Genomic DNA, 13,691 nt, shown 5'->3' with positions numbered 1-13,691 from the left:
TGGAAAATAGAAAATATCAAAATAACTTAACAATAACTGAATACCGAATATTTACTTAGATGTCTATCTTTTATAAAAATCTTTGCATACTCTTCATATTTATAATCCTTCAAGTGGGGGTAGGAGAGCAATGCCTATGGCAGCAAGCTACGCAAAAAATGGTAATCAAAATCTGATAAATTAAGTACACCAAAATGCTAAAAAAAGATACTAAAAATGTATAAGATTTTATGAGTAATGGTATAAAAAAGCTTACTGTCACTAAAGCCAAGTCAGTTGTGATACCTGCGGCGCGCGTAGCCATTACAGTCTTTTGTTTCACCCTCCTTGTTTATAGCCAAGTAGCATCAGCGGCTTTAACTTTACCTTTACGCAGCAAAAAGGGAATGGTGGTTTCAGCGCACCCTTTAGCCAGTGAAGCGGGAATTTCCATGTTGCGTAAGGGTGGTAATGCAGTAGATGCAGCTGTAGCCACAGCCTTGGCAATTTCTGTAGTTGAACCTTTTTCGGCAGGAATTGGCGGCGGTGGATTTTTGCTGATGCATTCTGAGAAAACAGGCGAGATGAAAGCCTTAGATTTTCGCGAACGCGCACCCCTAAAGGCTACAAGAAATATGTATTTAGACGCCCAAGGTAAGGTGCGTCCCAATGCAAGTACTAATGGTTATTTAGCAGTGGCGACACCAGGAACGGTGGCGGGACTTTATGAAGTGCATCACCGCTATGGTAAGCTTTCTTGGCAAGAGGTAGTAAAACCTGCGATCGCACTTGCTAAAGATGGCTTTATTATTGGCGATGCACCAACTTGGCGTTCTCTGCAAACAAGCCAGTCTAGCAAACGAGCAATTCTCAACAATCCAGCAGCGCGGGAAATTTTCACTCATAACGGCGAATTTTATAAACCAGGAGACAGGCTGGTACAGCGCGATTTAAGCGAGACTTTAACAGCAATTGCGGAAAATCCCCAAAGTTTTTACACTGAAAAAATTGCCCAAGCGATCGCTGCTGATATGGCAAAAAATAACGGTTTAATTACTCTAGAAGACTTAAAAGCTTATAAACCAATTTGGCGGACTCCAGTTTGTGGAAATTTCCGCCAAGCTAAAATTTGCTCAATGCCACCACCCTCATCTGGAGGGGTTCACCTATTAGAGATTTTAAATATTATTGGTGACACAAATTTAAAATCTTTAGGATGGCATCATCCTGACGCCTTACATTTAATGGTAGAAGCAATGAAGATTGCTTACAGCGATCGCTCGCAATATTTAGGCGACCCAGATTTTGTTAAAGTCCCCGTACAACAAATAATCAGTCTAGCTTACGCCAAAAAACGTCGCCAAGAAATTAACATGCAAAAGGCCAGACCTTCCACTGAGGTCAAGCCAGGAAATTTGAATTTTCAAGTCCAAATTCCAAATTCTAAATGTCTCCCCATTGCCCCTAATCCCCACTCGGCTCCGCCCCGCTTTGCTAACGTGGGGGCCCCGAGTTCCCCATCCCCCTGTTTGAGCTACGAATCTCCCGAAACCACTCACCTTACAGTTGTCGATGAACAACGCAATGCTGTAAGTTTGACTTTCACGATTAACCTTGTTTTTGGTGCTGGTGTAGTGACACCGGGAACTGGAATTGTCCTCAATAATGAGATGGATGATTTTGCAGCTGCGCCAGGAGTGCCTAATGCCTTTGGTTTAGTTGGGAACGATGCCAACAGCATTGCACCCCGTAAAACTCCTTTATCCAGTATGACTCCCACAATTGTCACAGAAAATGGACATTTTCGCATGGCAGCAGGCGCGCCTGGTGGTAGCACCATCATCACTCAAGTGTTGCAACTGATTTTGAATGTACTGGAATACAACATGGATGTTGGTGCGGCTGTTTCTGTGCCACGCATACATCATCAATGGCTTCCCGATGAGTTGCGCGTCGAGTCTTGGGGCTTGGATGCTTTGACTTTACAAGATTTACGCCGTCGAGGACACAAAATTATAGAAACTGCACCTTGGGGAAATGGTAACGCGATCGCAGTTACGACTGATGGAACTCTAGAAGGGGCGGCGGATCCTCGCGGTGAAGGTTCCCCAAGAGGATTGTGAGGGATAGGGGGATAGGGGGAGATCAGGAGATAGGGAAGTGTGGGGAGTGGGGAGAGAGGGGGGAACCTCCTCTATCAACAGTCATCAATCAGCAACTTCAAGTGGTTGTTTTTATTTCTTGGAGAATCTGAGCTTTCGCAATCTTTGCCTTTGCTCCTAACTCAGCACTTGCAATCCCGTTATTGATTTTCGATTGTTTTTTTCAATTCAAAATTGCTTGACTCTGCATAGCTACTGCTACCAAACTCGTTTGCGCGTGCACTAGGTACTAGCGTCCAACCTGCTTTGAGAAGTTTTTGATAAGTTGCCCAACCTTTAGAACCGCCTGGTATTCGATAATCTGGGACTGCAAAATGTCCAAAAGCTGTGTAAGGACGCCAAGGTTGACTAGGTTCTGTCTGCAAATACAAGATTTTCTCTCCGTCGCCACCAGATTTAGATAACCAACACATTTGTCGGTGCATTACAAACTCCTTTACTTGTAGTTGAAAATGCATAATGGCAAAATCTTGTCAAGCCATACCTCAACCTTCTGGGGTACTTTGCCTAATACTCTAGACAAAATCTAATTAATTTCTATGCACTACAGGATAATTACTTAGAAATTCCTACCCATGAGGGAAGCTGCTAGGGCGATCAAATATCAACAGCTTTCCCTCATCTCTCCAGGATGAAGTTTTTCTAATGTTATCCGCGTTTTTTAGGCTTGTATGTAACCAGAACTACTATTTTATTTAGGGTGCGTCGTCATGCAGTGTAATGTAGCGTGAACAATTCAATGTCAGTTTGACGGTGATAGCGCGATACACCATATATCTATGAGATTATTTAGATTAATTGCTTTGGTGCGTGACGGCAACCTACAATTTTTTGCTGTGTCCAATCTTCTATTTAAATATTCTCTATCTTTTAGAATTAGCCACATTTGCCGTCACTAAAATCTATTTTTACGAGTGCAGCTAAGGAAATAGACCTCATTAGAATTCATTTTCAAAGGATATAAACAACCGCATAAGATGCCGAAAATTTTATGTGAATATCCTTGAAAATTAATTACTCCAACAATACCCTATGTTTTGATATAAATCAAAAATGCCGTGAGACGCAACCAATCAAGATCGCAAAATTCTTCAGTAGCGATTTAGAGAATAAATGAATTGAGCAAGTTTAATTGCTAAATTCATTATTATGCTACTACAAGTCGCACTTGGCTTGAAATAATAAATTGGTATTTGATAATCCGTAACTTGGATTATTAAAAGGAAGGGGCATACAATTTATCACCAACAATCCCGCGAATTGTCTCTACTAGTTGGGTATATCCAAAGTCAGATAAAACTGGTTTTGCTCCTTCTAATTCAATTGGTTGGTCTAAATCAATCCATGATTTACACCCACCGTATTTAGCATAATAGGCAATCTCTTGCTCTTGGGGTAGTTTATAAGTTCGTAGCAGAAGAATATATAGGGGTTGACGTGGTTTCCATTTGAGGCGATCGCTAATAAAATGCTCGTTCCAAATATGAAAGGGAAGTAAGGCGCTAACAATAGACTCGTCACTAACTGGCAAAATATCTGTAATTTCAGCCCAACTACCAATACGAATTGTTTCTGGATGCCAGCCTGATGTTACTGGATAAACATCATCGGCATACTCAGATTTGAGCATGAAAGCTTGTTGATGTTCATAAGTAGGGTAAAGCAAAATTTGCTTGTGGGCAACTTGGAAATGTCCATTTCGTTCGTGGATACCGCCTTTGCGGAGCAACATAATTGTTTTGCCAGTTTCCAAGGCATTTACGGCGACTGCCCATTCTTTAAGAGCATGAAAAGTTGTAGTCAATTCCATCACATCTACTGTAACTCTGATTTAAATTCAAGCTAAAACCTATAAAGTATGAAACTATCTAGAGAAATGAATTAAGAAGTAATTATGGAAAAGCGATCGCTAGGTACTTCTGATGTGCAAATCACACCCATTTTAATGGGAACTTGGCAAGCAGGTAAAAAAATGTGGGTGGGAATTGAGGATGCTGACTCGATTAAAGCAATTCGAGCAGCATTTGAGGCTGGTATCACAACAATTGATACTGCTGAAGCTTATGGTCAAGGACATTCTGAAAAGATTGTAGCTGAAGCTTTACCTGATGTGCGCCATCAGGTAGAGTATGCCACAAAAGTTTCTGTTAGCCATCTTAAGTATGAACAAGTAATTGAAGCTTGTGAGCGTTCCCTAACAAACTTAAGAACTGATTACATTGACCTTTACCAAATTCATTGGCCTTCCGGCAATTTCAATAGTGAAATAGTACCTATCGAAGAAACTATGAGCGCTCTCAATTTGCTCAAAGAGCAGGGTAAAATCCGAGCGATCGGTGTTTCCAATTTCTCTGGCGCCCAATTGGCAGAAGCCGCAAGTTTTGGACGTATTGATAGTTTACAACCACCCTATTCTCTATTCTGGAGGCAGGTAGAACAGGATACCCTGCCTTATTGTATCGAACACAATATTTCTGTCCTTGCTTATTCGTCTTTAGCACAGGGATTGTTAACAGGGAAATTTGAGAGGGGTCATCAATTTGACCCAACAGATAACCGTGCTAATAATAAACTCTTTCAAGGTGAAAACTTTGAACGCGCTCAACAAGCACTAGAAAAATTGCGTCCTATAGCCTCTATTCATAATTGTACCCTTGCTCAGTTAGCTTTGGCGTGGTTAATTGCTCAACCTCAAACAAATGCCATAGCTGGGGCGCGATATCCCCAACAAGCACAAGACAACGCCAAAGCCGCTAAAATACAACTTTCTACCACCGAATTAGCACAAATTGATGGCATTGGACGCATTGTTACCGATCCCATTGATAACAATCCAATTATGTGGGATTTTTGACAATATAGTTTAATTGAGCAACCTGAACTCTGCAAAATCCCTTCAACTCTCTTCAAAAGAGGGTTAGGGATCAAATTTATTTCCCCAGATTGCAAAATCTAACAAAACGTCAACTTTAGTAAACTAAGAGTTGCAACTAATCAAGTTAGTGATAACTTAAATAGTAGGACACCAAAGAAAGAAAAACTAAACAAAAAGGGTAATGACTAGTGTCCCCTGTCATCAACCCAAGTAAACTTCCGTATATCAAGATACAAGTGGTAAAAAGTCTATTAAAAGACAAAGCCAAATCCCAAAGCGGAAAAACGTAGAAATGCGAAGTTTGCCAGCTATTCAGTCCACCTTAGTTATTAACCTCTCAGTTAGTTAATTAGTTTAACAATTTGAAACCTGTAAACTCGATAAAACCTGGTTAACCTCGACCAGGTTTTTGGATTTTTATAATTAGAAAATTTTACTCACCTTATATACACGAACAAGCCCGCATCAGTGGGCTTATTTTGTGTAGTCTATCAAATAAAACTCTTGGTAATTTTCCAGCAACGAATAAAATAAAACAGCAACATATCCTGCTGTGAATTAATGAAAAACTATAGCTTTTTGAAGAATATTATTACAGCTGTCATCATAGCCGCTGTCTCTTTTTCCTGCGAATCTAAAATTACCAGAAAAACCGAACAAGCAAAAGCGACTGACAAACCGAAGTCACAACCAAATATTGTTTATAGTGATTTAATTATTAAAGAGCTATCGGATTATCTGATGATTCCAGTTAATCTTCCAGAGGATAATCAAGAAAAAGAAAGCAATTTAAATCTTTCGCGTTCTTATCAAAGAAATAATCCATTGTATAACATGATATTTTATCGTAAGCAAGATGGCGAAACTCATCTTTTATTAGATAAAAAAGCTATTATTAACTCCTTTGATTTATTAGAAGTCAAAGCGGCAAATAAACCAATTACAAGAGTTTGGTTGTATAGAATTATTGATCAAGATACAAATGCAGATCGAAAACTCAATACCGAAGATGCCATTATTGGTTATATTTCTGATTTATCGGGTAAGAATCTCCAGCAAATTACTCCAAATAATACAAAAATTATTAATTGGGTGGTTGTTCCCGGTCAAAACGCAATTTTTCTGAAAATTCTCAAAGATTCCAATAATGATAAAAAATTTACTGAAGAAGACAAGACAAATTTTGTAAGAGTAAATTTAGATAAACCTGGTATCGGAACTGAAATTATTAGCGACCAAATAGAACAGGAAATTAAATCTTATGTTTTTAAATAATTTAAAAATTATCTCTTAAACTCAAATCTACTCATTCTACATTAACCATTTAGTATTTATGTATTAAATATAGCGATCGCATTTTCGAGTAGTGTGTGGCAGTTGCGTAAGTTCTGATTTAAATTAAAGCTCAAAAATTTCTTTCCTCATACTACACAAATGTGAAGCGATAAGCGCTCGGTGCAAACGCACGGTCAACTGTAACAGTTATGTTAGTTCTGTCATTTTTCAACTCAATAGTTTAGAGACGCGATTTCTCGCATCTCTACTCAGTATTTCATAGCGAAATTTCATATCACTAAGAAATAGACAAAACCCAATCGCGAAAAAGTTGGTTTACTCTATCCGGCACTTCGTCATGAGGACAATGACCGGCCGTTAGAAAATATTCTGCAAGTTGAGGATAATATTGACGAAACTTTTGAGAACGTTCTCTAGCATTCATCCAAGGATCTGCTTCTCCCCATAGCAGCAATAAAGGACAAGTTAATTGCTTTAGTAGTACATCAACTTTTTCTCCTTGAGGCGTACTAAAAACTGAAACAAACACATCCATTGCTCCAGGATCGTAAGCTGGACGATAAATTTCTTCTACTAATTGGTCTGTAATCGCACTCTTATCAAGATAAACTTTCTCTAGAGTTTGGCGAATTACCCAACGTTGTCGCACGTATTGAAATAATAGAAATTGAGCTAAAGGTTGTTGAAAAATCCACTTAACCGAGTCACCTAAGAGTGTTTGTAAAGAAGGTTGTTTGGGAGGCTGAATTTCTGATTGTAAAGCTTCAGGTTCAGGTGTCGCCTGGCTTTCGCTAAAGGGGCCGGCGCTATTGAGTAATACTAAACCAGCCGCACTCTCAGGACGTTGTGCTGCAACACACAAGCTAGCATAGCCACCAAGAGAATTACCTGCCAAAATTGCTTTTTGACCGATCGCTTCACTGATAAAATCGTGAAGTTGGTCGCGCCATAAGTCACCACTGTACTGCAATTTCGGTTTTGCCGATCGCCCAAACCCCAAAAGGTCAATCGCAAATACTTCAAAATCTTCACACAATCCTGTGATATTCTTGCGCCAGTGGTCTGTTGAAGCTCCAAATCCATGTACCAAAAGCAAAGGCGGACGTTGCGGTTGCTTCTCTCCCGCACGCACATAGTAAATGTTGTGCCCGCGCCACTGCCAATATTTACCAGGAATTGGAGTTGTAGAGGGGGCTGTAGTTGCCTGCATGATTCAAAGAAGTGTTAAGGAGCTTTTAATAATTGTAGGGTAAGTCCGCGAGCAGGTGGGCACAAGGGAGAGGGGCAGGGAGCAGGGAAGTAGGGGAGAAATAACCAATGACTAAATTAATAACAGGTAAAACTAAACTCTTAGGAGTAATTGGATATCCGGTGGAACATTCGCTGTCGCCAGTGATGCATAATGCAGCAATCGCTCATTTAGGATTAGATTATGTTTATCTGCCTTTTCCCATTGCACCAGAAAATTTGGAGATAGCGATCGCAGGTTTCGCCGCTATTGATGTTGTTGGTTTTAATGTGACAATACCTCATAAACAGGCGATCGTGCCTCTACTTTCAGAAATTACCCCTATTGCCCAAGCTATAGGCGCAGTGAATACTGTGAGTCGCCAAAATAATCAATGGGTGGGAACAAATACAGATATAGAAGGATTTATTGCTCCTTTACAGACAACCTATAACCAAGATTGGAGTCAAAAAGTAGCAGTGATTTTGGGCAATGGTGGCGCAGCCAGGGCAGTTGTCGCAGGTTGTCATCAACTAGGTTTTGCCAAAATTTATGTGTTGGGGCGCAATGAGCAGAAATTACAAGCATTTTGCGATAGTTGGAATAATTCATCTATAGATGAGAATTTGCAAGTCGGTACATGGCATGAATTAGCAAAATTGATTCCTCAAACAGATTTGTTAGTAAACACAACCCCTATTGGGATGTATCCTAAAGTTGATGAATCACCTTTGAGTGCAGCAGAAATAGCACAATTGCCCCAAGGTGCGATCGCCTATGACTTAATATATATTCCTAAACCAACGCAATTTCTCCAATTAGCAGAAAAACAAGGTGCAATTGCAATCAATGGATTAGAAATGTTAGTTCAACAAGGCGCAGCAGCCTTAAAAATCTGGTTGCAGCAGGAAATCCCTGTAGAAGTCATGCGCCAAGCTTTACAAAATCACCTGGGTTTAAAAAATAGCTAAATACTAAAGCAACTCCAACAAATAAATTATCGTGTTAGAAGTTGCTGAGTGTTAATTGTTGACTGTGAACAGTGGGACATTTTTATATTTGTTAGTCCTAAGGATAAAGACCCCTGTCAGTCAGTGCTTGAGCAACTCTACCTACCCCTAACGTATAAGCTGCTAACCTCAGAGAAACTTGCCGCTTCTGCGACTGCTGAATCACTTGTTGATAAGCCTGCACCATCAAATGTTCCATTTCGTGGTTGACGCGTTCCTCGTCCCAAAATAGGTAAGAAAGACCCTGCACCCACTCCAAATAACTCACCACTACACCGCCAGCATTCGCCAAAATATCTGGTAGCACTGTCACACCCCGCGCCTCTAACGACAAGCTAGCCTCAAGAGTCACCGGACCATTAGCTGCTTCTGCGACAATCTGCGCTTGCACCTGATTGACATTTTTTTCAGTAATTTGGTTCTCCAAAGCTGCTGGTATCAGGACATCGCAAGGCAAAGTCAATAAATCTGCATTACTAATTGCTACTGCTTGCGAAAAACCCACAACACTCTTGCGATTCTCAGCAGCGTAGGCTTTCAATTTGGGAATATCAAGACCAGCTTCGGAAAATACTCCTCCTGCACCCGTAGAAACAGCGATAATTTTCGCTCCCGCTTCGTATAGTAATTCAGCTGTGGCAGCGCCAACATTTCCAAAACCTTGAATCACTACTCGCACTCCTGCCAAGGATTTACCTTGGTCTGCTAGCGCCTCACGTACAATAATCATCACCCCACGTCCGGTTGCCATTTCCCGTCCCCTGGAACCACCAATAGAAATCGGCTTCCCAGTCACAACTCCTGGTACAGCATGACCGACATTCACAGAGTAAGTATCCATCATCCAAGCCATTTCCCGGGCAGAAGTACCCATGTCTGGTGCAGGAATATCTACGGAAGGCCCAATATCTTTAATTAACTCACTGATATAACGACGGCTGATGCGTTCTAGTTCGCTGAGACTATAACGTTTTGGATCTAAGGCAATACCACCCTTAGCACCACCGTAAGGAATACCCAACAGCGCACATTTCCAAGTCATTAGCATTGCTAAAGCCGAAACTTCCCGCAATGTCACAGCCGGGTGATAACGAATTCCACCTTTGTAAGGGCCTAAAACATCAGAGTGCTGCACCCGATGTCCAGCGAGAACTTGTATTTCTCCATTATCTAATTTCACAGGAACCGAAACCGTTACCACTTTGCGTGGATGGCTGAGAATTTCTATCAATCCCTGATCTAATCTTAATTCCTTAGCCGCTGCCTCTAAGTAGCTACAGGCTTGGTCGAATGGACAAATATACGCTGGAGAAGCAGCTTCCAACGGCAACACAGATGTTAAACTCATAAAATTTTCTCCTAGTCGCGGTTTGTTCCCCAACCAGATCTCATATATTGCCTAGCTTATCGTTTTTTTTGAGGAAATAACAATTTTGTAGTTCTTGTTACAGTTTTATTGCATAAGTCGTGAGTCATTAGACAAATAACAAACTATTTTCCCAAGGCGATCACTGCATTCTGTCCCCCAAAGCCAAAACTCAAACATAGTACGCGGTCAATTTTACCCAGACGTACTGCTGTAACCAAATCTAAATCAAACTCTGGCTGCTGCAATCCCACACAGGGAGGTAAAATTTGATGCTTTAATGCCATCAAAGAAAAAGCTACGCCTAAAGCGCCAGATGCTCCAAGGGTATGACCTGAGCTTCCTTTGGTAGAACTAACTGCCACGCCTTGGGGAAACAAACGCTGGATTACCATACTCTCCATCTGATCATTTAACTGGGTAGCTGTACCATGAGCATGAATGTAATCGATATCAGCTGACGATAAAAAGCTACGTTCTAGACATTGTTTAATAGCAGCGATCGCACTTTTTCCCTCAGGTTGGGGTGAATTAGTATGATACGCATCGTTGGTTAAGCCGAAACCAAGAATTTCACCATAGACTTTTGCTTGACGCTGCTTTGCCAACTCTGCTGACTCCAAGACAAACACAGCCGCACCTTCGCCCAAAACTAAGCCTTCCCGGTGCAAATCAAAAGGATAAGCCCCAGTTTTTGCCAAAGCACCCATCTGCTGAAATCCTGCCAAAGTCAAAGGTGTAATTGGTGTTTCCACTGCGCCGGCAATCGCTTGTTGACATTGCCCAGTTTCTATAAGTAAAGCCGCTTGGGCAATAGACAAAATTCCAGTAGCACAAGCTGCCATTGGTGCTAAAACTATCCCAGATGCACCAATTTGTCGCGCAGTTGCGATCGCGTTCATCTGAGGTAATGTATCCAGCCAATTTTCTAAATAGGATGGTTTAAAGGGGAGACGCAAAGAGGAAGAGAAATTCTTTGCCTCTTTTTCAGTAGCCGCGTCTTCATAGAACTGCTGTGCCAAGACTTCCCAAGATGCTTGATGAGAGCGACTTGAGCCAATAACTACAGCACAATCAGCTAAAGGTGGAATTAATCCAGCATCTTGCAAAGCAGAATTGACAACCTGCTGAGTTAGCACTGTTAATTGAGTTGGTTGTCGTTCGATTAAAGCTAGAGGAAAAGGTCTAAGTTCTGGGAATGGTTGATGTAATCGAATTCCAGATTTACCTGCAAGCAAACTTTGCCAACTATCTTCTAAATTTCCACCTAAGGCAGAAATTAGACCAATACCAGTAACAACAACCTTCACCAATTTAGAAATCCTAAGTCAGAAGTCTTGCATCAGAGCCTCTCCTGAAGTTCTAATCGGTGGCTTTTGCCGATCTGACTTCTGTGTGTATCTTCTTTTACTGCGCTGGTACTTTCAGATTTTCTGCACCTTGGGTAACTTTAGCAGAGTCAATGCGATCGCCTCGCTGAATTTTGTTGACTACATCGAACCCTTGAGTAACATTACCAAACACGGCGTATCTACCATCTAAAAATCCTATATCCGCTAAAGCAAAGTAAAACTGGGAAGAAGCGGAGTCTGGTGGTTCGGAGCGTGCCATTGCTACCGCACCTTGCTTATGGGACAATACAACGGGTTGAGCGGTAGCATCAAATGTTTTGTTATAAATCGGTGTATCTGAACCTTTTGGCTTAATTTCTAAAGGTATGTAGCGGATATTTCCTGTTTTTGGGTCAATATAACTACCCGTTCCCAATTGTTCTAGGGGAAATTTTGGGTCTTTGCTTTGGGGATCGCCACCTTGAACTACAAACGGCTGCGGTTTGTCCTCAGTTCCGCGCTCGACTCTATGGAAAGCTAAGCCATTGTAGACACCCTTTTGCACTAAATCTACAAAGTTGCCCGCTGTAATTGGGGCATCAGTACCATCTACTTCGATAGTAATCGGCGAGCCTTTGACTGTAAGCACTACAGTAGCCTTGCCTTCGAGCCTTGGTAAATTTTCAATTCCTGGGACACTCTCATTAGTACTTTGAGATACAGACGTTGCTTCAGTAGTTGTGTTATTACTTGCCTGACTTGTGGTCGAGGTAACTGTCGATGTTGGAGAAGAACTATTAGAAGCGACTTGCTGTGTAGAGCATCCTCCCAGCATTAAGGCACTGACGATCGCCGCACCAAGCAAAAATTTGGAAATTTTCAACCGCATTGCTAGTTACTGATTTAACTAAGGTATCTTATCCTTTTAAAGGAGAATTGGGGATTAGGAATGTTAAGTGTTAACTGTTGAGCAAAGCCGGAGACTCCGAAGCTCCGGTTAGAAATTATTTTCTTTGTCTTTTCTTCCCATTCTCCCTACCTCCCTATCTCCTCATCTCTCTAATCCCTAGACTTTTAAAGTCCTTCTAGTGATACTCCTAAAAACCGAGCTAGCTTTGCACCTTCTGTTTCCAATTCTGTCAAGGATAAGGGTTGTCCAACCCGTGTTAAGGGTATATCTCGCCGACCTTTAACACGGAGATACAGTGAGCGACGGGGATTAATACCTTCTTTAACGGCTATTCGCACAGATTGCACATCTTCTATGCGTCCGTCAATTTCAATTCGACGGTTTTTGCCAGGAAATCCCCAACGAAATATTTTGATCGTACCAGTTTCCTGATCAAATTCGTTATAACCGCCTCCCACATCCCATAAAATCACTAACCAGAGGTATGTGGCTAGTAGTAAGCCAGCAGTGCCATATAATGCCATTACCAATCCTTGAGGAAGGAATAAAAGTTCAGTAGGATCGGTAACTATAAGTAAATTAATCTTTAGATAACTGGATATGCCAGCCAGTAAAAAGCCTGTTGCTCCCAAGGTAACGATAGTTGCCCACCAGTAGTTACTGAACCGCCGAGAACCGAGAAGGTTTTGATGCAGCAGGCGATCGCCTTTGTTAATCGTTGTTGATGCTGTCATTGAACTACCATTGCCTGTGAGATACTCTCTTTAAAAGTCTGCCATTTAATCGGGATACATTGCAACTGGATTGGGGCAGGGAGCAGGGAGCAGAGGGGAAAATCTTCTCCCCCTGCCCCTTTGACTCTTTCTCATGCCCCAATCAAATTGTTTAGATTTCTGAGAAAACTTGTGTCAAATTGTTAAAATTCTGATATTCATATTATTAATATAGTTTCGTGTTAAATACCTGATTCGCTTGCGTATGTCTGGCCAAAACCGAACTAATATGATAAGTTAAGAATCATTAAGTTACCACAAGCTAAGTTACTAGCCAGTGGTACGTGTAATGGCATAGACCTGAGAAATGCTGACTTCACTAGACAGCTAACTCTCAGAATCTCAGTTGCTTTAAGGCTGTTGAGATTGTCAAAAAACGTTAATTCCTCACGGCAGTCGCCCAATAAAGCAAAGCTTTAAAGCGGCGCTGGTTCAAAAACGTTGCAATTTTAGTAAAAAAAGAGGATTTTAGTCCGATGACCATCGCAGTTGGACGCGCCCCGAGTAGAAGAGGGTGGTTTGACGTAGTAGACGACTGGCTCAAGCGCGATCGCTTTGTATTCGTAGGTTGGTCAGGATTACTACTATTCCCTTGCGCTTACCTAGCACTAGGCGGTTGGCTGACAGGCACAACGTTCGTCACCTCTTGGTATACCCACGGTTTAGCCTCCTCCTACCTGGAAGGCTGTAACTTCTTAACAGTTGCAGTATCGACACCAGCAGACAGTTTAGGACATTCGCTATTGCTGTTATGGGGGCCA

The 13,691-nt window shown here is 41.5% G+C and carries 11 protein-coding genes and 1 pseudogene; 5 read left to right on the top strand and 7 right to left on the bottom strand.

Annotated features, from left to right (window positions below):
• Positions 1–230 precede the first annotated feature (230 nt).
• The gene (gene ggt, locus FCR06_RS15245; protein WP_138501086.1) at positions 231–2,102 is read left to right on the top strand and encodes a gamma-glutamyltransferase; all 1,872 of its coding nucleotides are present in this window, start codon (positions 231–233) and stop codon (positions 2,100–2,102) included.
• A gap of 179 nt (positions 2,103–2,281) precedes the next feature.
• Here the strand turns inward: ggt and FCR06_RS15240 are convergent, their stop codons facing one another.
• Both FCR06_RS15240 and FCR06_RS15235 read right to left on the bottom strand, forming a co-directional pair.
• Positions 2,282–2,566, bottom strand: a complete 285-nt coding sequence (locus FCR06_RS15240; RefSeq protein ID WP_138501084.1) for a hypothetical protein — start codon at positions 2,564–2,566, stop codon at positions 2,282–2,284.
• Positions 2,567–3,357: 791 nt separating this feature from the next.
• A complete protein-coding gene (locus tag FCR06_RS15235; protein ID WP_138501082.1) occupies positions 3,358–3,951 on the bottom strand; it encodes a DUF1802 family protein in 594 nt (197 codons plus the stop codon).
• An 84-nt stretch (positions 3,952–4,035) separates the two neighbouring features.
• Between FCR06_RS15235 and FCR06_RS15230 the strand changes: the two genes are divergently transcribed.
• Positions 4,036–4,995, top strand: a complete 960-nt coding sequence (locus FCR06_RS15230) for an aldo/keto reductase (RefSeq protein ID WP_138501080.1) — start codon at positions 4,036–4,038, stop codon at positions 4,993–4,995.
• 582 nt (positions 4,996–5,577) lie between these two features.
• Complete coding sequence (locus tag FCR06_RS15225; RefSeq protein ID WP_138501078.1) at positions 5,578–6,291, top strand: hypothetical protein; 714 nt, start codon at positions 5,578–5,580, stop codon at positions 6,289–6,291.
• A gap of 298 nt (positions 6,292–6,589) precedes the next feature.
• On the opposite strand, the gene FCR06_RS15220 is transcribed toward FCR06_RS15225, so the two are convergent.
• Positions 6,590–7,522, bottom strand: a complete 933-nt coding sequence (locus FCR06_RS15220; RefSeq protein WP_138501076.1) for an alpha/beta fold hydrolase — start codon at positions 7,520–7,522, stop codon at positions 6,590–6,592.
• Positions 7,523–7,629: 107 nt separating this feature from the next.
• Between FCR06_RS15220 and FCR06_RS15215 the strand changes: the two genes are divergently transcribed.
• Positions 7,630–8,511, top strand: a complete 882-nt coding sequence (locus tag FCR06_RS15215; protein WP_138501074.1) for a shikimate dehydrogenase — start codon at positions 7,630–7,632, stop codon at positions 8,509–8,511.
• A 97-nt stretch (positions 8,512–8,608) separates the two neighbouring features.
• On the opposite strand, the gene FCR06_RS15210 is transcribed toward FCR06_RS15215, so the two are convergent.
• The 4 genes from FCR06_RS15210 to FCR06_RS15195 form a co-directional block, all read right to left on the bottom strand.
• The gene (locus FCR06_RS15210) at positions 8,609–9,898 is read right to left on the bottom strand and encodes a Glu/Leu/Phe/Val family dehydrogenase (protein ID WP_138501071.1); all 1,290 of its coding nucleotides are present in this window, start codon (positions 9,896–9,898) and stop codon (positions 8,609–8,611) included.
• Positions 9,899–10,041: 143 nt separating this feature from the next.
• Positions 10,042–11,229 carry a beta-ketoacyl-ACP synthase gene (locus FCR06_RS15205; protein WP_189523436.1) on the bottom strand — a complete coding sequence of 396 codons (1,188 nt, stop codon included), beginning with the start codon at positions 11,227–11,229 and terminating at the stop codon, positions 10,042–10,044.
• Between the two features lie 94 nt (positions 11,230–11,323).
• Positions 11,324–12,136, bottom strand: coding sequence for a peptidylprolyl isomerase (locus FCR06_RS15200; protein WP_138501067.1), 813 nt, complete (start codon positions 12,134–12,136; stop codon positions 11,324–11,326).
• 185 nt (positions 12,137–12,321) lie between these two features.
• The gene (locus tag FCR06_RS15195; RefSeq protein WP_138501065.1) at positions 12,322–12,891 is read right to left on the bottom strand and encodes a photosystem I assembly protein Ycf4; all 570 of its coding nucleotides are present in this window, start codon (positions 12,889–12,891) and stop codon (positions 12,322–12,324) included.
• Between the two features lie 515 nt (positions 12,892–13,406).
• Here FCR06_RS15195 and FCR06_RS15190 point away from each other — a divergent pair.
• Positions 13,407–13,691: pseudogene (locus tag FCR06_RS15190) on the top strand (photosystem II D2 protein (photosystem q(a) protein)); the annotation flags it as partial.

The organism is Nostoc sp. PA-18-2419, from assembly GCF_005869855.1.
Lineage (GTDB): Bacteria > Cyanobacteriota > Cyanobacteriia > Cyanobacteriales > Nostocaceae > Nostoc.
This window is presented reverse-complemented; position numbering and strand designations above follow the sequence as displayed.

Excerpts from the sequence above, each read along its gene's own strand:
- ggt (WP_138501086.1), top strand. The coding sequence starts at position 231 with ATGAGTAATGGTATAAAAAAGCTTACTGTCACTAAAGCCAAGTCAGTT.
- FCR06_RS15240 (WP_138501084.1), bottom strand. The coding sequence starts at position 2,566 with ATGCACCGACAAATGTGTTGGTTATCTAAATCTGGTGGCGACGGAGAG.
- FCR06_RS15235 (WP_138501082.1), bottom strand. The coding sequence starts at position 3,951 with ATGGAATTGACTACAACTTTTCATGCTCTTAAAGAATGGGCAGTCGCC.
- FCR06_RS15230 (WP_138501080.1), top strand. The coding sequence starts at position 4,036 with ATGGAAAAGCGATCGCTAGGTACTTCTGATGTGCAAATCACACCCATT.
- FCR06_RS15225 (WP_138501078.1), top strand. The coding sequence starts at position 5,578 with ATGAAAAACTATAGCTTTTTGAAGAATATTATTACAGCTGTCATCATA.
- FCR06_RS15220 (WP_138501076.1), bottom strand. The coding sequence starts at position 7,522 with ATGCAGGCAACTACAGCCCCCTCTACAACTCCAATTCCTGGTAAATAT.
- FCR06_RS15215 (WP_138501074.1), top strand. The coding sequence starts at position 7,630 with ATGACTAAATTAATAACAGGTAAAACTAAACTCTTAGGAGTAATTGGA.
- FCR06_RS15210 (WP_138501071.1), bottom strand. The coding sequence starts at position 9,898 with ATGAGTTTAACATCTGTGTTGCCGTTGGAAGCTGCTTCTCCAGCGTAT.
- FCR06_RS15200 (WP_138501067.1), bottom strand. The coding sequence starts at position 12,136 with ATGCGGTTGAAAATTTCCAAATTTTTGCTTGGTGCGGCGATCGTCAGT.
- FCR06_RS15195 (WP_138501065.1), bottom strand. The coding sequence starts at position 12,891 with ATGACAGCATCAACAACGATTAACAAAGGCGATCGCCTGCTGCATCAA.